The sequence below is a fragment of the Pandoraea pneumonica genome, assembly GCF_049918595.1.
Classification (GTDB): Bacteria; Pseudomonadota; Gammaproteobacteria; order Burkholderiales; family Burkholderiaceae; genus Pandoraea; species Pandoraea pneumonica_A.
On sequence record NZ_JBNCRZ010000002.1, the window covers coordinates 651,728 to 671,016 of the forward strand.

Sequence of the window (19,289 nt, forward strand, 5' to 3'; positions counted from 1 at the left end):
TCGCGCGCTGTGCGCATTGTTCCGGCTGATGAATCCGTGTCATCATGATCCGCATCGAACGCCGCACGATGGGGCGTCGCATCGGGGATTGTCGCTCATGACCGATTTGTATCTCGAGGGTGTCTGGCGTGCGGGTAACGGCGCTGAGTTTCGTTCACTCGATCCGATGTCGGGCGATGTCGTCTGGCATGGCAACGCGGCCGATGCCAACGACGTCGACGCCGCCTTGCAGGCCGCCCGCCGCGCGCAACGCGACTGGGCCAGACGCAGCGTCGAGGATCGCTTGACGGTGTTGCAACGATTCGCCGCCAACGTCACGGCCAATACGGAAACCCTAGCCGACGCCATTGGCCGCGAGACGGGCAAGCCGTTGTGGGAGGCGCGTACGGAAGTTGCCACGATGGCCGCGAAAGTGGGCCATTCGGCCAAGGCGTATCACGAGCGCACGGGCGAGCGGCGCAGTGCAGTGGCTGACGGCGAGAATTTGGTGCGTCATCGCGCACACGGTGTGATGGCCGTCTTCGGTCCGTACAACTTTCCCGGTCACTTACCCAACGGCCACATCGTGCCCGCGCTGCTAGCGGGCAACACGGTGGTATTCAAACCGAGCGAACTGGCCCCGGGCGTGGCCCAGCGCACGTTGCAATGCTGGATCGACGCGGGGCTGCCTGCGGGCGTCCTCAATCTGGTGCAGGGCGGGCGGGACACCGGCGCCGCACTGGCCGCCCACGACGGTATCGACGGCCTGTGCTTCACCGGTAGTTCAGCCACGGGGCGTGCTTTGCATCGGCAGTTTGCGGGGCGGCCGGAGAGAATGCTGGCACTGGAGATGGGCGGGAACAATCCGTTGATTGTCGAGGTACCCGCCGACGCGCAAAAGCAGGACGCCGCCATTCATATCGCAATTCAATCGGCCTTCCTCTCTGCCGGGCAACGGTGCACGTGCGCACGGCGTCTGCTCGTGCCACGCGGTGCGGCGGGCGACGCATTCATCGAGCGTCTCGCGTTTATCACACGACGTATCAGCGTCGGCCGTTACGACGCGGAACCGCAGCCGTTCATGGGGGCGGTGGTCTCGTTGCAAGCCGCGCGCCGGATGACCGCTGCGCAAGCTGAATTGATGGCTTTGGGCGCGACGGCGATCTTGCCGCTGGCGCAACCGGACAGCCGTACCGCGCGCTTGACCCCGGGCCTGATCGACGTGACGGCGCTTGCGTCCCGCGACGCGTTGCCCGACGAGGAATACTTCGGCCCGCTGTTGCAGGTGCTGCGATACGACACCTTCGACGAGGCCATCGCACTTGCCAATCGCACGCGTTACGGACTGGCTGCGGGGCTCGTTTCCGAAGATCCTGCGCATTACGCGCAGTTTCTTGCCGAAATACGGGCAGGCATCGTCAACTGGAATCGGCCGACCACAGGGGCGGCGGGGGCTGCGCCATTCGGTGGCATCGGCGCGTCGGGGAATCATCGGCCAAGCGCGTGGTACGCCGCTGACTATTGCGCGTATCCGATTGCCTCGATGGAGTCTCAAAGCGCTGCACTTCCCGAGCGTCTGAACCCCGGGCTGGACTTCGCGGCGGCATGACGGTGTTACGGCACCGCGGCAACGCACAAGCACAAACGACTCGCTATTTCCACTTCATTGTTTGCAATTTCAGGATTCGCTCATGACGCGTAATGCCATCGAAGCCAACTTCGACGGACTGGTCGGTCCCACGCACAACTATGCAGGTTTGTCGTTCGGTAACGTGGCGTCGGCCAACAACGCCAATCGGGTGTCGAACCCGCGCGAGGCGGCGTTGCAAGGGCTGGCCAAGATGAAAGCGCTGGCCGATCTCGGCTATGCGCAGGGGGTGTTGCCGCCGCAGGAGCGCCCGTCGGTGGCATTGCTGCGCACGTTGGGGTTTTCGGGCGACGATCATGCGGTGATCCGTGATGTGGCGGGCACGGCACCGGGTCTGTTAGGTGCTGCCTGCTCGGCAGCCAGTATGTGGACCGCCAACGCCGCGACAGTCAGCCCTTCGGCAGATACGGCCGATGGCCGCGTGCATTTCACGGCCGCCAATCTGTGCAGCAAGTTGCACCGTGCAATCGAGCATGAAACGACCTCGCGCGTCTTGCGTGCGGCGTTTCCCGATGCGAGCCGTTTTGCGCATCACGACGCGTTGCCCGGCTGGCCGTCGTTGGGTGACGAGGGCGCAGCGAACCACACGCGTTTGTGCGGGGCCTACGGCGAGCGTGGTGTCGAATTCTTCGTCTACGGCCGCGACGATCTCGCCAGTGCCCCCGCGCCGCAGCGCTTTCCGGCACGTCAAACGTTGCAGGCGAGTCAGGCCATTGCCCGGCGGCATGGGCTGGCGGCCGATGCGGTGGTGTTCGCACAACAAAATCCCGACGCCATCGATGCGGGTGTTTTTCACAACGACGTGATTGCCGTCGGCAACGGTAACGTGTTGTTCTGCCACGAACAGGCTTTTGTCGATCAGAAAGCGGTGCTGGCGACGTTGCGTGAGCGCCTGGCCGTGCAAGGTAGCGAGCTTCAGGTGGTGGAAGTGTCGAGCGCCGACGTGTCGATGGAAGACACGGTCGGCAGCTATCTTTTCAACAGCCAATTGCTCGCACGTGCGCCTGAGGCGGGCGGAGGCATGCTGCTGGTGGTGCCGATGGAGTGCCGGGAACGTCCGGCCGTCTGGCGATATCTCGAATCGCTGGTGGCGGGGGGCGGTCCGATTCGTGAGTTACATGTGTTCGATCTGCGCGAAAGCATGCGCAATGGCGGCGGCCCGGCATGTTTGCGCCTCAGAGTGGTGCTTACGCAAGCCGAGCGCGCCGCGACGCTGCCGGGGCTGTGGATTGACGATGCGCGCTATGGCGTGCTGACGGAGTGGGTCAAGCGTCACTACCGCGATCGGCTGGCGGTGGCTGATCTGGCCGACCCGGCCTTGCTTGACGAGTGCCGCACGGCGCTCGACGAACTCACCCGGCTGCTGGGGCTTGGCAGTCTGTATCCGTTCCAACGTAACGGCTGAGGTGTGGCTTCACTGCCGCGTCAGCCGTTGCTTTCGATTCGCCGTTCTCACCCCTCTCAAGGAGTCGTGCTCATGACCACCATCGTTGGCGTGTCCGGAAGCCTGCGCAAGGGTTCTTACAACACCGCGTTACTGCGCGCTGCGAAAGCGGCCGCCCCGGCAGGCGTAACACTCGAAGTTCACACACTGCACGGCATTCCGCTGTACGACGGAGATCTTGAGGCTAGCGACGGTATTCCCGCAGCCGTGACGACGCTCAAAGACGCGATCGCGCAAGCGGACGGCCTGCTGCTGGTGACGCCGGAGTACAACAACGGTATGCCCGGGGTGTTCAAGAATGCCGTCGATTGGCTATCGCGTCCGCCTGCCGATAGCGCGCGTGTGTTTCGCAACAAGCCGGTCGCACTCATGGGCGCGTCGCCCGGCGGGTTTGGCACGATCCTCAGTCAGAACGCGTGGCTGCCGGTACTGCGTACGCTGCAAACCACGCCATGGTGGCAAGGCCGGATGATGGTGTCGCACGCGAATCAGGCGATCGATGCCGATGGCAATTTGAAGGACGACGCCGTGCGCAAACAGCTCACGGAGTTCCTCGCAGGCTTTGTTGCCTTTCTGAACGAGACGAAACCCAGCAAGTAACTCGCGTTGGATAGTTACGTTAAATCAGAGAATTAAGTCGATGATTTAATGTAACTGCTGCAATTCGGCTGGGGGCTGAACCTTCCTAAATCGGAATTGACGAACCGATAAGCGAGACGTTTCGCGCATTGGCCAGCGATGCACTATGCTGGATGCAACGTGTCGGCCGACACGTCAATCGCGTCATTTCGCTAAGTAGGGGTGCCGCCATGCCAATCAATTTTCCGGAATACGGCCCCGTGTTCAATTGCGAAGATCTGACGATCGAGTTCGCCGTACGGGTGAACGGTCGACATATCGATTGCGCGGTGTCGGCTGAGGCGCTCGAAGACCACTTCGGCGCTTACTCGGCCCGGGCGGATGACTTGTTGCACGCGTTCGAACACGGGCGCAACGACATCGAAGCGCTCGCCCGGCGCTATCTCTCGATGGGCCTCGCCGGCCCGGTGCTGCTGCGCAGCGGCCATTTCCGCTGGGTGAGGGAAGCCAAGCGGCAAGAGGCTCGCCGCTAACGCTCGCCGCACCTACGTGCCGTCGGTGCCATCCATGGTCACCGGCGGCCACCTCGCTTGATCTCCGTCAAATTCGGATTTGTGTAGGCGTACGACTCAATAGGCTTGGCTTCGGCTTCGGCGTACACTGGTGTTGCCGCTTGATAAGTGACATTCGCGGCACCATCGCCGATAACTATAAGGAGTCGCCATGGGTTCCGAATTCCGTGTCGTCATCGCTTCTATCGCGGCCTTCATGACGCTTGGCGGGGCATTCGCCACCATTCACGGTCTGCTCTACGATCGCTCGCACGTCATGCATGGCGGCGTCATCACCGTGCTGTTCGGCATCCTCTTCATCGTCGTCATGCTCACGCCATGGCCCCGCGACGAGGAACGCGAGAAGCAAGGGTAGTGGTGGTTCTGGCCTCGCATCCGTCGGCGGTCCAGCCACCGAAACCGCCGGTAATCGGTGGTACCCGCGGCCATCGCTGCCCCCTAAAGTGCGGTTAACCTTTGGCGTCGCGCGTCCTACACTGAAACTGAGGGACGCCGACGAAGCCCGCTTATCCTGCTTACCCCGCTTCGCAACGGTCGTGGACTCGCTGTGAGGTGACGTATGTGCTCCGATACCCGCGTCGTCATTGCCGCTATCTCGGCTTTCGTCATGCTAGGCGGCATGTTCGCGACCATTCACGGACTGCTCTTCGATTTGCCCAATATCGCGCACTACGGGGTAGCCGCCGTGATCGTCGGCGCGACGCTCATGGCCACCATGCTCATCCCATGGGGCGCCAACGAAGAACAGCCCAAGTCACGCTGATCGAAGGGCTACTTGCTCAGGCGCGCACGCAGACACATAAACGCAGGCGCTTGCGAGAGCTCGTCGTAAAGGCGTTTGTCCACCGCGGCCATCTCAGGCAGCGGCAACGGTTCCACCATGCGCTCAAGCTGCCAGCCCGCATCCGCCGCCGCATTGAGAATGCCCGCCAGCGGACGCCGATACGATTCAACGAACGGCTTCGGCTCGCCAAAACCACTCCAATACATGCCGAATTTGGTGATGTCGAAGTACGGCCGGTTGCGTCGCGTCCGCTCGTCGATCCAATCGCGCATCGGGTGTCCCATCGACCACACCAGCGTCGCACCGGGTTTCGCCACCCGCGCGAACTCCCGGAAGGTCGGCCCCAAATCCTCGACATAGTCCAACGCCAGAGCGCTGACAATGGCATCGAACCGGTTCTCGCCAAGCGTGATAAACGGCGTGCCCAGATCCTGCACATCGAACGCTGCCGGCAAACCCGCGCACCGCTCGCGTGCCAGTTCGATCATCTCCGGGGTGACATCGATGCCATGCACCGAGGCCCCTTGGGCCACCAGCCATGCACTGTTGATGCCGGGCCCACACCCCGCATCGAGCACTTGCATGCCCGCTACCGGACCGAGCAACGCACGCGTGGCCGGGCGCTCATACAGCGCGTTATGCGGCTTGGAGACGGCAATTTCCGCATAACGGCGCGCAAAGCTCGCGTAAGCGGTACGTCCCACCGACGTTTGATCGTCAGACGACATTCGGGATGCTCCTGGGGAAGGTGGTTGAAAGACGTGATTATGGGACAATGCCGACCTTCGCCGCACTGCGCGTGCCACCCTCCCACTCGCTACCTGACCGATTCCGCATGACCGTACCCGCCGATCCGACGACCGCTTCTCCGACACCTTCCGCCGCAGGCCCGCACCCGACTGACGCCACGTCGGCGCCGGTCCACGCCGTGGACGTTGCTGTGATCGGTGCGGGTCCGGCCGGGTTGATGGCTGCCGAAGTGCTGTCCGCCGCAGGCTGGCGTGTCGACGTGTTCGATGCGATGCCCTCGGTCGGCCGCAAGTTTCTGATGGCAGGCAAGGGCGGCATGAATCTCACCCACGGCGAGCCTGCCCCGCAATTCGTCGAACGCTATGGCGCGCGGGCCGATACCGTCGGCCAATGGTTGCGTCGTTTCAGTGCAGACGACGTGCGCAGCTGGGCTCACAGGCTGGGCATCGATACTTTCGTCGGCACGTCGGGCCGTGTGTTCCCTGTCGATATGAAGGCCGCGCCGTTGTTGCGCGCTTGGCTGGCGCGCCTGCGAGCCTCCGGTGTTCGTTTGCACGTCCGTCATCGATGGCTGGGCTGGCAAAGCGGGGCGGAAGCGACCACCACGACCACCGCAGCCGCCGTGCAGCGCCTGCGTTTTGCCACGCCCGAGGGTGAGCGCCATATCGACGCTCGCACCGTAGTGCTGACGCTCGGCGGCGCCAGTTGGCCGCAATTGGGTTCCGATGCTGCATGGGTGCCCTGGCTGCGCGAGCGCGGTGTCGATGTGGCGCCGTTGCTGCCCGCGAATACTGGCTTCGAGGCTGACTGGACGCCACATATGCGCAGCAAATTCGCGGGCGAGCCAGTCAAGTCTGTGACGATGACGTTGCCGGACGGCAGGACGCGTCAAGGCGAATTCGTGATCTCGGAACACGGTGTGGAGGGCAGTCTGGTGTACGCATTGTCGGCCCCCATTCGAGACGCCATTCTGGCAACCGGCAACGACCACGGGACCCAGGTGTTTCTCGACCTGCTGCCCGATTGGTCAGCGCAGCGCGTGGCCGACGAAGTGGCACATCCGCGCGGCTCGCGCTCGATGGCGAGTCATCTCCAGAGTCGGCTGGGCATCGCGGGCGTCAAAGCGGGGTTGTTGCGGGAATGTCTGCCGCGCGAGACGTTCAACGACCCGGCGGCGCTCGCCGCTGGCATCAAGCGGTTGCCGCTGACGTTATTGCGCCCGCGGCCGATTGCCGAGGTGATCAGTAGCGCAGGCGGGGTCAGGCTTGAAGCGCTCGACGAGCACCTGATGGTTCACTCGCTACCGGGCGTGTTCTGTGCGGGGGAAATGCTGGACTGGGAAGCCCCTACAGGGGGCTATCTGTTGACGGCGTGCTTTGCCAGCGCCTGCGTGGCGGGCGATGGCGCAGCAGCCTTTCTGAAGTCGCTTCCTTCGTCCTGATCGCGGCACGCTAGCCGGATCAGAACGAATCGATCTCAATCGAGCTTAGGCGGGACGCGCACCAAGACGCCACAACGACGTCACTTCCACTCGGCGCGCCGCATGCAACGGGTCGTTAGCATCGGCAGCTTTCTGATGGTGCGGGCGAACGTCGTGACGCGCGAGCACCACCAGACCGGCGGCATGGATCCACGCGAGCAGTGTCTCGCGCGTGCGCAAGCCCAGATGTTCCGCCAGATCGGACAGCACCAGCCAGCCCTCGCCACCCGGGCTCAAGTGCGCGGCCAGCCCGTTCAGGAAGCCTTTGAGCATTTGGCTGTCCGGATCGTAAATGGCATGTTCGATCGGCGCATTGGCCTTGGCGGGCAGCCACGGCGGGTTGCAGACGACCAGCGGCGCGCGGCCTTCCGGGAACAGATCGGCGTCGACGATCTTCACCGAACGCTCCAGCCCCAGTCGCGCAATGTTCTCGCGGGCGCAACCCAGCGCACGCGGATCGCGGTCGGTGCCGATCACCTGCTGCACGCCGCGGCGGGCCAGCAATGCGGCGATCACGCCAGTTCCCGTGCCGACGTCGAAGGCCAGCGTGGTGTTGGGCAGCGGCGCTTGCTCGATCAACTGGAGATATTCGCCCCGCACCGGGGAGAACACGCCGTACCACGGGTGAATGGTCGAACCTAGCGCCGGAATCGACACGCCTTTCTTGCGCCACTCGTGCGCACCGATCAAACCGAGAACTTCACGCAGCGACGCGACGCTCGTCTGGTCGTCCGGTGCACCCCAGGCTTCGGCGCAGGCTTCGCGCACGTCCGGCGCGCGGCGCAGCGGAATGCCGTAGTCGGCGTCGAGCGGCACGAGCACCATGCCCAGAATGCGGGCGCGCTGGGCTTGCGCCATGCGGTGTTTATGGAAGGCATCGGCGGGGCTGGCGACCACAGGTGCGGCATCTTTCGACGGTTTGCGGCGCACGCGCTGCGGACGGTCCACGCGACGCGCCATGGCCAGCATCAACTGACGGGCGTTCTGGTAATCGCCGCGATACAGCAGGGCGGTACCGCCGCAGGCGAGGTGATAGGCGTCGTCGGCGGTAATCGTGTCATCGACGACTTCGACGCGGCGCGGCGGCATCACGCCGGCTTCGGAGCGCCAGCGGGCGGTGACGGGGCGACCGTCTTCGGTCCAGGCGAGCGTCGGGGTAGTGTTCATGCGTAGTCTTCTGAAAAGCGTGGCGGCGCGCGAAAGGTCGCGCTGGGGGTATCCGAGGGTGTCCAACTGAGCGGACAGGCGCGGTGGAACGGTGTTCGTGTGCGTCGGGTTTCTCACGCAGGTGCGCGCCGGAAGTGCGCATTATGCCTGCGTTGTCGACGCCCAGGGCAAAGCGGCGTGCGGGCGACCGTGGCTCAAGGGGTCGCGCGAGGCGAGGGATCAGACGCGTCGCGCGCGTCGCCAGCCACCCCGAACAGCAGCCCAATGGCCTCGCGCAGTGCCTCGTCGAGCATGCGGTCGATGCCGGGCACCGGCGGCGCCGGCAGGTCTGGCGCCGGGCCGCCGTGGCGAAGTGCCGCTGCCATATGAGTGAGCACCGCCGCTGCCGGATGTACCGCCGCGTCGTGATCGTCGCCATGCGGCACGGTATCGGTAATCGCGTTGGCCACGCGTTCGAGCGAAATCAGCGCGGGCCACCAGCGCGCGGCACGACGGCTGACCAGCGGCGGCTCGGACAACGCACGTTGCAGCGCGATGCGCGCATCGTCGAGCGCTTTATAGCTAGCGCGCCGCGCGGCAAACGCCGCATCGCCGTCATGCGTGTCGGCCAGCGCGGCATAACGGCCAAGGGCATCGAGCGCGATGGCGACACGCTCATCGAGTTGTCGTCGCTCCCACTTCGCCCACGGCAAATACCCCACGAGCAGCACGATGGCGCATGCTGCAACCGCGTCGATGAAACGCGCGAGCGCAATATCCTGACTGCCGGGCTGCAACGCCCCCATCACAAGCATGAGAATCGGCAACAGCAGCGCGCTGAACAAGCCATAGTTACGGCGCAACGCCCACGGCAAGCACGCCGCCAGCGGGATCAACGCAACGAAACTGACGAGACCATTGCGGTCGACGGCGACCACGGCCGCCGACAGTGCCACGCCGATAATGCTGCCCACGCCACTTTGCAAGGCTCGGGCGAACACGGAGCCGTAATTCGGCTTGAAGATGACCACAACGATCAGCGGCACCCAGTAAGAGCGTGGCAATGCCGTGATGGCAATGAAGATTTGCGCGACGAGCACGCACAGCCCGATGCGCACCAGATATCGCCACACGTCGGGCCACGGCCACTTCGGCATCCAGCGCGGATGTGCGGGGGCGCGCGCTTGATGGCGGGCGAGGGCGACCAGCGGCGGTTCAGCGGCATGCACCGTGCCCGTCAGCAAAGGTTCGGCACGATGCAACGCCGCCGCGAGCGCAGGCGCGTGGTTTTCCGTGGCGGCGTCGGCGGCGGCACTCACATTGACCGGTCGGTCGCCAGCGATGCTGCGGGCCATCGCGTAGAGGGCCCGGCCAAGCGGTGCGGGCAACGGTTGTCCCACTTGCGCCAGCCCGATGACGGCTGCTGTGACCGGTTCGGCTGCCAGTATCTGGGCCGCGCGCCGTTCCAGGACGTCCCAGCCGCTGGCCGTGCTGGCCCGTGCGGTGAGCAAGGTGTCGTACGCCGCCGCAATGGCATTCTCGAGCGAGCGGCGTGCGAGCCGGACCCGAGGCGTGCCGCTGGCATCCAGCACGTTCGCCAACTGCTGATAGATGGCCGCCACGGCGTCGCGCTCGGCAGCGCCGGGGTGCCGCAGCCAGTGAATCGCCATGAGCATCACGCTGAAAATGCCCCCGGCGGCCAACAGTAGCGGTGCGCGCCATTCCGGCGGCGGCAAGGCGAGGCCCCAACCGACGATGAGATAGACGGCGCCCTGAAGCGTCGCCGCAGACGCCACATTGCCGAACGTACCGATAAAGCTCAGCAGCAGGATCGCGAGTTGGAGCAAGACATGGGCGAGCCAATGGCTTTCTAAACCGACCGTGTGGATGAGCATGCCCGCATAGAAGCCTGCGACGCCTGTCGCCACGGTTAGCAGAATCGAGCGTGCACGCGCACGGTAGGGGCCGGTGCGGTCACCGGTGATGGCGGGCAGGGCGCCCAGCGCAAAGAGGGAGGCATTGGCCCCCTGACCGATCGCGACGCCGACAACGGTCGGAATCGCCACGGACAAAGCGGCATGTAAGGCATCCCAGCGGGAGAAGGCGACAGGTTCTAGTCGGGCGAGCCGTGAAATCCACGCGACGCGACGGCTGGGTTCAGGTGTCATCGGCATGGGCGGGCACGTCGTAACACTGGGAGACGTTCAGGACGCGCGCGGTGCGTCGTCGTCCATGAGCGGCATGAGCTTGCCTTGCCCGCGAATCCACGCGTGGTCGGCACGCTCGGCCATTTCCTTGTCCCCGCGGCTGTCGCCATAGGCAAAGAGCACACGAGGCGGCGTGTTGCCCCACCACGCTTCCAGGCGCCGTACCTTTTCCGGTCCCCAGCAGTTCGGCTTGGCGAACTCGCCTGCGAACCGGCCATTGGCATCGAACGCGAGTTCGGTACTCAACACGGCATCGAATCCGATCGACGCTGCCCACGGACGCAAATACAGGCCCGGCGAAGCGCTGACGAGCACGATGCGATGCCCCATGGCGCGATGCTGGCGTACACGGGCGAGCATTTCGGGCCGGACGAGCGTCGGCAGGTCATCGGCGACGAAGCGCTTGGCTTCGGCTTCGAGCTGCGTCTGGGGACGTGCGCCGAGCGTGGTGCGCAGAAAATGCGCCTTGGCCGTGCCGCGATCCAACAACTTCAATGCTGCACCGATCAGCCAGGGCGAGGCGAGCAGGGCACCGATCACGAAGCGCGGCGTTCCTACGGTTCGACGCACGAACACGCGCAGGCTATCGGTCGTGGAAATCGTGCCGTCGAAATCGAACGCGGCAACGACGGAGGCGTCTGGCATGTCGGATCAGCGCGCGCTGAGCGGTGAAGGTGTAGCGGTAGAGGAAAGCGGGGAAAGCGGGGAGAGCGGCGCAGACGACGATGCCGACGACGTTGGCGTCGACGTTTCCGCCAAAACGCGCGAATCGGCGAAGGCCACCAGATGCGGCCAGCGGGCACGTGCCTGCTGCGCCCCGACCACCGCTTGCTCGTCGCGATAGACCGGTAGCACGTCGAAACCGATGGTCTCGCGCAGTCGATCGATGTCGGACGGGTTGCGCCGCTCGATGAGGGCGTCGGCCGCGTCCGGCATTACGGTGGAGGGCGAAATATCGTTCTGGCTCATGCCGGGCATTCTATACGGTGCTCGCGCAGAACCGCAATTACCATGGCAACCGGTCTGCCGCGATGACCATCCGTTGTACCCGCAACACGACACCGGAAAGCTAACGCTCGCTTGATACCGGCTGCGAGGCAGGCTAGCATGACGCAACGTGCCATTTCCAGAAAGACGGGCTGCGCTGTCCCGCCAAGACCCCGGCAATCCGTAGTTGTGATGCGGAGAGTTCGAACGCGACGTATAGGGAGACGTCGGGTCGTCAGGGCGAGGCTCGTTGTGAAGTGGCGATCACAAGACAAGAAACAGATGAGGCATCTAACATGCAGCTTCGAAGGTCTTGGTCGCGTCGTTGGAAAGTCTCAGCCATCGGTTTGCTCGTCATGGCAGCCATGGACCCCGGTGGTCTCACGCTCGCGGGAGCGGCGCCCACCGCAGCAAAGGGCAAAAGCACCGCATCGCCCGCTACGGCAGCATCCCCGCCCGCCGCCGCATCCGGCGTCACGGCGGGTGACGGCACGGCGTCGCCGGTCGTCCTCACGCCGCCTGCGCCGGGCACCAGCGAGCGCACGGTCACGTTTGCCCAGCTTGGGCAAACGGCAGGTTTGCGCCTGCGTGGGACCGAAGGCTCGGGTGACGTAAACTTCGGAATCCGACTCGATCAGACGGTCGCGTCGGCACTGCTCCGGCTGCGTTACACCTATTCGCCCGCACTGCTTCCCGATCTCTCGCAACTCAAGGTTTATCTCAACGAGGAGTTGATCGCGACGCTACCGTTCAACAAAGAGGACGGTGGTAAGAACCTCGTGCGCGAGATCCCGCTAGACCCACGTCTGCTCTCCGGCTTCAATCGTGTTCGTTTGGTGCTCATCGGTCACTACACGATGGATTGCGAAGACCCGACGCACTCCAGCTTGTGGACCGACATCAGCCCGCAAAGCGAGATCGTCACGAGCACCCAGCCGCTCACGATTCGCAACGATCTCTCGACGCTGCCCACGCCGTTCTTCGACCGGCACGACAACCGCGATCTCTCGATTCCGTTCGTCTTCGGCGCGCCGCCCTCGCTCGCGGTCGTGCACGCCGCCGGTGTGGTCGCCACATGGGCAGGGGCGTTGGGCGACTATCGCCGCACGCGCTTCCCGGTCGATGTGAACGAGTTGCCGACCAAGCATGCGATTGTCTTCGCGACCAACGACACGCGCCCGGCGGCATTGAACCTGCCCGAGGTCGACGCGCCGACGTTGCGCATGATGTCGAACCCGAACAATCCGTCGCTCAAGTTGCTCGTGCTGCAAGGGCGCGATGCGAAGGATTTGGAGACGGCCGCATTGGCGCTGGTCTCCGGCCGCGCTGCACTCTCGGGGGAATCGGCGCGCATTACCGCGCTTGAACAATTGCCGCCGCGCAAGGCATACGACGCACCGCGCTGGGTGCGCACCGATCGTCCGGTCAAGCTGGGCGAACTGGTCGACAATCCGTCGGACTTGCAAGGCAGCGGCTACATGCCGTGGCCGATCCGCATTCAGCTCAACTTGCCCGCCGACCTGCTCACGTGGCAGAACACGGGCGTGCCGCTCGACCTGAAGTATCGCTATACGCCGCCGGTGAAACCCGACGACTCGTCGATGAGCGTGGCGATCAACGACCAGTTCGTGCGCGCGTATCGTCTGCGCTCGGCGGGCGCGAGTACCGACAAGAGCCACATGCTCGTCGAATTGCTCTCCGACGGCACGATGGCCGATCGCAAGGACGTGCGTATCCCGGCGTTCCAGGTGGCGTCGCGCAATTCGCTGTCGTTCCAGTTTGCGATGGAACCGCACAAGGAAGGCATCTGCGCGCAGACGATCACCAACGCGGCGCGCTCGGCCATCGACGCCGATTCGACCATCGACTTCAGCGGCCTGCCGCATTACGCCGAGATGCCGAATCTGAGCTTCTTCGTCGGCAGCGGCTTCCCGTTCACCAAATATGCCGACTTGGCGCAGACGGCCATCATCACGTCGAAGACGCCCGATGCCTCGGAACTCGAGACAGTTTTCTCGACGCTCGGCCAGTTCGGCCGATCGACGGGCGTTTATGCCGACCGGTTCGAAGTGCTCGACACCACGCAGACGGACCGTTTCAAGGATCGCGATCTGTTGATCGTGGGCGGCAAAGACGCGGGTGATCTGCTGGCGAAATGGGGCAAGAGCTTCCCGCTGCTTATCGATCAGTCGCGCCGCCTGATGACGAGTCAGACGCAAGGCTATCGCGGCGATGGCGCCACCGGCTCTGCGCTTGCCGCGAGCCGTGTCGGCCCGGCGCGTATGGACGCACAGTCGGATGGCCCGCTCGCGGCGCTGGTCGGTTTCGAGTCGCCCGTGAGCAGCGAGCGCTCGGTGGTCGCGATCAACGCCACCAGCAACAAGACGCTGCTCAACGTGGTCGATGCTGTGGACGACGACGTGCAACGCGCGGCAATTCATGGCGACCTCGCTGTGGTGAATGGCGCGCGCGTGGAGTCGTTCCGGCTGGGGCAGACGTATTTCGTTGGCGATGTGAGCTGGTGGACGCGTATTCGCTACCACCTCTCGAGTCATCCGATTCTCGTGGGTATCGTGGCGTTGCTGGCAGCGTTCGCGATTGCGCTCAAATGCTTCGGGTGGTTGCAGCGTCGCGCCGCGCGCCGGCTGGAGAAGTAAATGAAACGCCCCGAAGCTCACGGCCGGCGCCGACGCGCCGTGCTGCGCGCGCTCGCGGCCGGTGGGGTTGCGCCCATACTGCCGCTCGTCGCGGGCTTGCAGGGCGCGGCCAGTGCCGCGTCGCGCACATGCCCGCCGGTCGAGTGGCCCGAATGGACACGATTCAAAGCGTCGTTCATGTCCGACGACGGTCGCGTGATCGACCATAGCGAAGCCGATCTGCGCACCGTTTCGGAAGGGCAGGCGTATGCGATGACGTTTGCACTCATTGCCAACGACCGCGCTGCGTTCGACAAAATCGTCGACTGGACCATCAACAATCTGGCGCAGGGCGACCTCACGGCTCACTTGCCCGCGTGGTTATGGGGCAAGAAGGACGATGGCCAATGGGGCGTGCTCGATAGCAACCCCGCGAGCGATGCCGACATGTGGATTGCGTACGCATTGGGGGAAGCCGGGCGCTTGTGGAACGTGCGCCGCTACACGGCTCTCGGCGCGCTCGTGGCCCGACGTATTGCCGCCGAGGAAACCGACTTCGTCCCGGGCCTTGGGCGCACGTTGCTACCCGCGCCGGTGGGTTTTCATCCGGAAAAGGACTTGTGGCGGCTGAATCCGAGTTACGTGCCGATGCAGGTCGTGCGACGTTTGGCGGGGCTCTTCCCGGATAGCGGTTGGCCGCAACTGATCGCGTCGTCGCTCAAGCAGATCACGTTGACCGCGCCGCCGTTGGGTTTCGCACCGGAATGGGCGATGTATCGCGCGGGTCACGGCTTCCAGATCGATCCGGAAACGCAGGGCGAGGGCAGCTACAACGCGATTCGTGTCTACCTGTGGGCGGGCATGCTCGCGCCGGGCAGCGACGACTTCCACGCGTTGCAGCACACGTTCGGCGGCATGTTGAAGTATGTCGCCAGTCATGGGGCGCCGCCGGAGCGCGTCAACACGCGCGACGGCACCGCGAAGCAGGACGGCCCGAGCGGTTTCTCGGCGGCGCTAGTGCCGTTGCTTCAATCGCTTGGCGACACCGCGGGCGCACAAGCCCAGATCGCGCGCGTGCACACGCTCGATGCGCAGTCGCCCCCAGGCTATTACAGCTCGGTGCTGGCCCTGTTCGGCCTTGGCTGGCAGGCCGGGCACTATCGTTTTGCCGCTGACGGCACACTCCAATTGCCATGGGAGGCCGCTTGCGCGACACGCTGATTCGTTCCGCCTGTCTGGCATGTCTGCTCATGGCAGCGGATGCCAGTGTGCGCGCCGCGCCTGCCACCGCCCCGAACAATGCGGGCAAAGCCCCGCCCGTGGCGGCCAATCGCGACGTGAGCAATCAGCTCGCGAGCGCTACGCTCTGGCATTCGCGTCACCGTAACGATCTGGCGCGCGCCGCGCTCGAGAAAGCGCTGCTGGTGCAACCGGATCAGCCCGACGCGCTTTCGCTGCTCGGCCAGATCGAGATTGAAGAGAACCATCCGGCAGAGGCGAACAAAGCTTTGCAGCGCTTGCGGGCACGCTACCCGAATTCGCCAGCGACCAAAGCGCTGGCCGACGTCATCCGTATCAACACGACCGACAAGTCGCGCATTGCCCGCGCGCGGTTGCTGCAACGAAGCGGTCAGGCCGACGCGGCATTTGCGGAGTACAAAGCGCTGTTTCCCGACGGTCCACCCACAGGCGATCTCGGCGTGGAGTACTACCGCGCACAGGCCAACGCCACCAACGGCTGGCCAGCAGCGCAGCAGGGCCTCGCTGGGCTCGCCAAGACCTCGCCCAACGACACCCGTGCGGCGCAATCGCAGGCTGAACTGATGATCGACCGGCCGTCGAGCCGCTTGGTCGGCACGCGAATGGTGGCCGAACTGGCCGCGCGCCCCGACGCCGATCTCAACGCTTTACTGCCGCTCTGGAAGCAAGGGTTGTCGAAAGCCGATGGCAATCTCGCGTGGCTGCCGTTGTATCAACGCTACCTCGCACTTTTGCCGAACGACGCGGACATTCGCGCGGACTACGACAAACTGAATGCCCAGCAGGCGGCGCGTCAGCGCATGCTTAACGACCCGTCGTACAAGGCGCGTCAGGCAGGCATCAAAGCGCTCGATCAGGGGCGGTTGGCCGATGCGCAGAAGTCGCTTGATGCCGCACGTGTCAAGCGCCCAAACGACGGCGAGTTGCTAGGTTCGCTTGGGCTCGTGAAGATGCGGCAGGGCGACCACAAGGGCGCACAGGAACTGTTCACGCAAGCGCTGCGCAAAGATCCCGAGAACGCGGGCAAATGGCGCAGTTTGCTCAAGACGTCGCAATTCTGGGGCACGATGTCCGAGGCGCGCGATGCCCGCGACGCTGGGCGTCTTGACGAAGCCGACCGGCTCGTACGCAGTGCCCTCGCCGCCGATCCGGGCAATCCGGACGGTATCGCTTTGCTGGGCGATATTGCGCTCGATGCCAAGCGCGACGACGATGCCGAGCGCCTGTTCCAACAAGCGCTGAAGATCGAGCCGGACAACGATACCGCGCTGCGCGGGATGATCACGCTGTACTCGCATCAGCAACGCCGTACCGAGCTTGCGAATTTGCTGGGCGATTTGCGTCGACGGTTTCCGCAAGACAAGGCGCGCTTCGATAAGGCGGAAGCGGCGGCGCTGTCCGACGATGCCGATCGGCTCATTAGCGAAGGCAAAAATGGCCCCGCGCTGGCAGCGTTGGAGCGGGCGGTTGCCCTCGACCCAACCAACGCATGGACGCGTTATTCGCTTGCCAGCCTGTATCGCAAGCTGCGCTTACCGCAAATTGGCCGTGAGGTGATGGCCGAAGGCTTGCGGCAACAGCTCTCTGCCGACGACAGCGCACAGATGCACTATGCGCAGGCGATTTACCTGAACGTGATCGACGACGAAGCCGGTGCTCGCGCCGCGCTGGCGCAGATTCCCGCTGCCGACGCCTCGCCCTCGATTCGCCGGCTACAGACGACGCTCGCCATTCGCGACGCCGCCCGTCTCGCGCGTGAAGCGCACGCTGCTGGCAACGACGAGGAAAGCGAGCGCCAGTATCGCGAGGCCCTGGCCATGGCAGGCGACGATCCCGAACTGATCGGTGAAGTCGCCCGTGCACGGGTGTCGGCAGGCCAACCCGAGCAAGGGCTGGCGCTCATGCGCGAGTGGCTGGCCGCGCACGCCGACAAGCCGCAACCCGATGCGCAATTGCGCTATGCCGAGTTGCTCAACACTGCCGAGCGCGACACCGAACTCGGCACGTTCCTCGCCAGCATCGATCCCGCGACACTGGGGGCGGACCAGCGCGACGAGTGGCAGGATTTGCAGGATCGCCTCGCCTTGCGAACGGCGGATCGTGCGCGTGCACTGGGCGACTTCGACACGGCACAGACAACACTCAAGCCGCTGCTAGATCGCAACCCGCCCGACAAGCGCGCCTTGTCGACGCTGGGCGATATCTATTTCGACGAACGGCGCTTCGACGACGCGCGCAAGATCGCGGAAGACCAGATCCGGCAAGATCCGTCCAATCAAGATGCACGGCTCTCGCTGGTGCGCGTGCTTTACGAAATGCAGGATGACGACGCAGCGAATCGCGAGCTCGACCGTGCACTGGCGGAAGCCCCGCCCGACGACGTCTGGACACAACTTGCCGTCGTGCGCCGTCTGACGTCGATGGAGCGCTATGACGAAGCGATTGCGCTCAACGACAAACTGCGCGTGCAATTCCCCGATAACCCGTCGGTGACGGTGCAGCGTGGGCGTATCGCGCAGTCGCAGCGCCATTACAACGAGGCGAAGGGCTGGTACGACGAAGCGCGCAAGGAAGAGATCGTGCAGGGCGCGTTGCCCGGCTACGACGGCATGACCTCCGCAGAGTCGGGTATCGATTCGCTTGAATCGCGCCGCAACAGCTACGTGGCAGCGGGTTACGAAATCGACACGAAGAAGGGCGACGGCGGCATTTCGATGTTCAACGCGCGCGCTGTGCCGTTGTACGGTCAGTACGCGGTCGGTTACGACGGCCACGTCTTCGCGCAGACGGATTACGTCAGTGCCGATTCCGGCGACTTGCCGTTGAACAGCACCTCGGAGTTCGGCACGCTGCCGCTGCTTGGCAACACACCGTTCCGCACCGCCAACCCGGGGTTAGCGACCGATTACGGCAGCAAGCGGCAAAAGGCGCATGGGCAAGCCCTCATGGTGGGCTACGAGAACGACTGGATTCGTGCGGATATCGGCCATACGCCGATCGGCTTCCCAGTGTCTTATGTGACCGGTGGCGTGCGTTTGTTCGGCAATCTCGGCCGTTACAACTACTGGGTCGACGTGTCCCGCCGTCCGGTGACGGGCAGCATGGTGTCTTACGCCGGGTCGTACCTGCCGTTGCCGGAGATTTTCGGCGACGGCAAATGGGGCGGTGTGCGGCGCGACGCCATCACCTTCCACGCCTCGCGCGACTTCGCGAAGTGGGGCGTATTCGGTGAAGCGAGCGTGGCGCGTCTCACGGGCGAGAACGTGCTGAACAACTCGGAAGTGTCGGCACGCGCGGGTATCGATCTACCGCTGATCTACAAGCGCGACATGCGCATGAATACTGGCGTGACGTTGTTCTTCGACAGCTATGCGCAGAACGAGCGCTTCTACACGTATGGCATGGGCGGCTACTACAGCCCGCAAACTTACGTCTCGCTCACGCTGCCGCTCGAATGGTATGGCCGCACGCAGCGCTGGTCGTACTACCTGCGCGGCTCGGTCTCGTTCTCGCAGAGTCAGGAAAAGTCGATGCCGTACTTCCCGACCGACGGCGGGTTACAGGCTGCCAGCGGCAATCTCACTTACGGCTCGGGCGGCGGTTTCGGCGTTGGCTTTTCGATTCTCGGGCGCGCCGAATATTGGGTTAACCGCCATTGGGTGATTGGCGGACAGGTGCAGTTCGAGCGCTCGGATTACTACGCGCCAAACCGCTTCCTCGTCTACATGCGTTACCACTTCGATGCGCGGCGCGGCGATGTGCCGATGCCGCCGTCGCCGGTGCGCCCGATCTGGAGCTATTGAGCCATGGCCAATTT

The 19,289-nt window shown here is 64.4% G+C and carries 15 protein-coding genes; 10 read left to right on the top strand and 5 right to left on the bottom strand.

Annotated features, from left to right (window positions below; all coding sequences use genetic code 11):
- The first annotated feature begins 97 nt into the window (after positions 1-97).
- From astD to ACPWR9_RS09495, 6 genes are all read left to right on the top strand, one after another.
- Positions 98-1,588: a succinylglutamate-semialdehyde dehydrogenase gene (gene astD / locus ACPWR9_RS09470; RefSeq protein WP_426297191.1), complete on the top strand. Its 1,491-nt coding sequence runs from the start codon at positions 98-100 to the stop codon at positions 1,586-1,588.
- 82 nt (positions 1,589-1,670) lie between these two features.
- Positions 1,671-3,032 carry an N-succinylarginine dihydrolase gene (gene astB / locus ACPWR9_RS09475; protein ID WP_426297190.1) on the top strand — a complete coding sequence of 454 codons (1,362 nt, stop codon included), beginning with the start codon at positions 1,671-1,673 and terminating at the stop codon, positions 3,030-3,032.
- A gap of 72 nt (positions 3,033-3,104) precedes the next feature.
- On the top strand, positions 3,105-3,671 hold the full coding sequence (locus ACPWR9_RS09480) for an NADPH-dependent FMN reductase (RefSeq protein WP_426297189.1): 567 nt from the start codon (positions 3,105-3,107) through the stop codon (positions 3,669-3,671).
- Positions 3,672-3,880: 209 nt separating this feature from the next.
- Positions 3,881-4,183, top strand: a complete 303-nt coding sequence (locus ACPWR9_RS09485) for a DUF1488 domain-containing protein (RefSeq protein ID WP_426297188.1) — start codon at positions 3,881-3,883, stop codon at positions 4,181-4,183.
- A 190-nt stretch (positions 4,184-4,373) separates the two neighbouring features.
- The gene (locus tag ACPWR9_RS09490) at positions 4,374-4,577 is read left to right on the top strand and encodes a DUF2964 family protein (RefSeq protein WP_150677849.1); all 204 of its coding nucleotides are present in this window, start codon (positions 4,374-4,376) and stop codon (positions 4,575-4,577) included.
- A 204-nt stretch (positions 4,578-4,781) separates the two neighbouring features.
- Entirely contained in the window at positions 4,782-4,985 is a 204-nt protein-coding gene (locus tag ACPWR9_RS09495; RefSeq protein ID WP_426297187.1) for a DUF2964 family protein, read from the top strand.
- Positions 4,986-4,993: 8 nt separating this feature from the next.
- Here the strand turns inward: ACPWR9_RS09495 and ACPWR9_RS09500 are convergent, their stop codons facing one another.
- Positions 4,994-5,734, bottom strand: a complete 741-nt coding sequence (locus ACPWR9_RS09500) for a class I SAM-dependent methyltransferase (RefSeq protein WP_426297186.1) — start codon at positions 5,732-5,734, stop codon at positions 4,994-4,996.
- Positions 5,735-5,841: 107 nt separating this feature from the next.
- Here ACPWR9_RS09500 and ACPWR9_RS09505 point away from each other — a divergent pair, with 107 nt between their 5' ends.
- Positions 5,842-7,197: a TIGR03862 family flavoprotein gene (locus ACPWR9_RS09505; RefSeq protein WP_426297185.1), complete on the top strand. Its 1,356-nt coding sequence runs from the start codon at positions 5,842-5,844 to the stop codon at positions 7,195-7,197.
- Positions 7,198-7,242: 45 nt separating this feature from the next.
- On the opposite strand, the gene ACPWR9_RS09510 is transcribed toward ACPWR9_RS09505, so the two are convergent.
- The 4 genes from ACPWR9_RS09510 to ACPWR9_RS09525 all read right to left on the bottom strand — a co-directional run bounded on the left by ACPWR9_RS09510 (position 7,243) and on the right by ACPWR9_RS09525 (position 11,558).
- A complete protein-coding gene (locus ACPWR9_RS09510; protein WP_426297184.1) occupies positions 7,243-8,403 on the bottom strand; it encodes a methyltransferase in 1,161 nt (386 codons plus the stop codon).
- Between the two features lie 194 nt (positions 8,404-8,597).
- Positions 8,598-10,556 (bottom strand): FUSC family protein, encoded by a 1,959-nt coding sequence (locus ACPWR9_RS09515; protein ID WP_426297183.1) that lies wholly within the window; start codon positions 10,554-10,556, stop codon positions 8,598-8,600.
- 30 nt (positions 10,557-10,586) lie between these two features.
- Positions 10,587-11,234, bottom strand: a complete 648-nt coding sequence (locus tag ACPWR9_RS09520; protein ID WP_426297182.1) for an HAD-IB family hydrolase — start codon at positions 11,232-11,234, stop codon at positions 10,587-10,589.
- Between the two features lie 6 nt (positions 11,235-11,240).
- A complete protein-coding gene (locus tag ACPWR9_RS09525; protein ID WP_426297181.1) occupies positions 11,241-11,558 on the bottom strand; it encodes a hypothetical protein in 318 nt (105 codons plus the stop codon).
- A 374-nt stretch (positions 11,559-11,932) separates the two neighbouring features.
- On the opposite strand from ACPWR9_RS09525, the gene bcsB reads away from it, so the two are divergent.
- The 3 genes from bcsB to ACPWR9_RS09540 are packed head-to-tail and all read left to right on the top strand — an operon-like array spanning position 11,933 to position 19,275.
- Positions 11,933-14,233, top strand: coding sequence for a cellulose biosynthesis cyclic di-GMP-binding regulatory protein BcsB (bcsB, locus tag ACPWR9_RS09530; protein WP_426297180.1), 2,301 nt, complete (start codon positions 11,933-11,935; stop codon positions 14,231-14,233).
- Positions 14,234-15,433, top strand: a complete 1,200-nt coding sequence (bcsZ, locus tag ACPWR9_RS09535; protein WP_426297179.1) for a cellulose synthase complex periplasmic endoglucanase BcsZ — start codon at positions 14,234-14,236, stop codon at positions 15,431-15,433.
- Positions 15,406-19,275, top strand: coding sequence for a cellulose synthase subunit BcsC-related outer membrane protein (locus ACPWR9_RS09540; protein WP_426311979.1), 3,870 nt, complete (start codon positions 15,406-15,408; stop codon positions 19,273-19,275). Before bcsZ ends, ACPWR9_RS09540 begins: the two co-directional genes overlap by 28 nt.
- Positions 19,276-19,289: the final 14 nt, after the last annotated feature.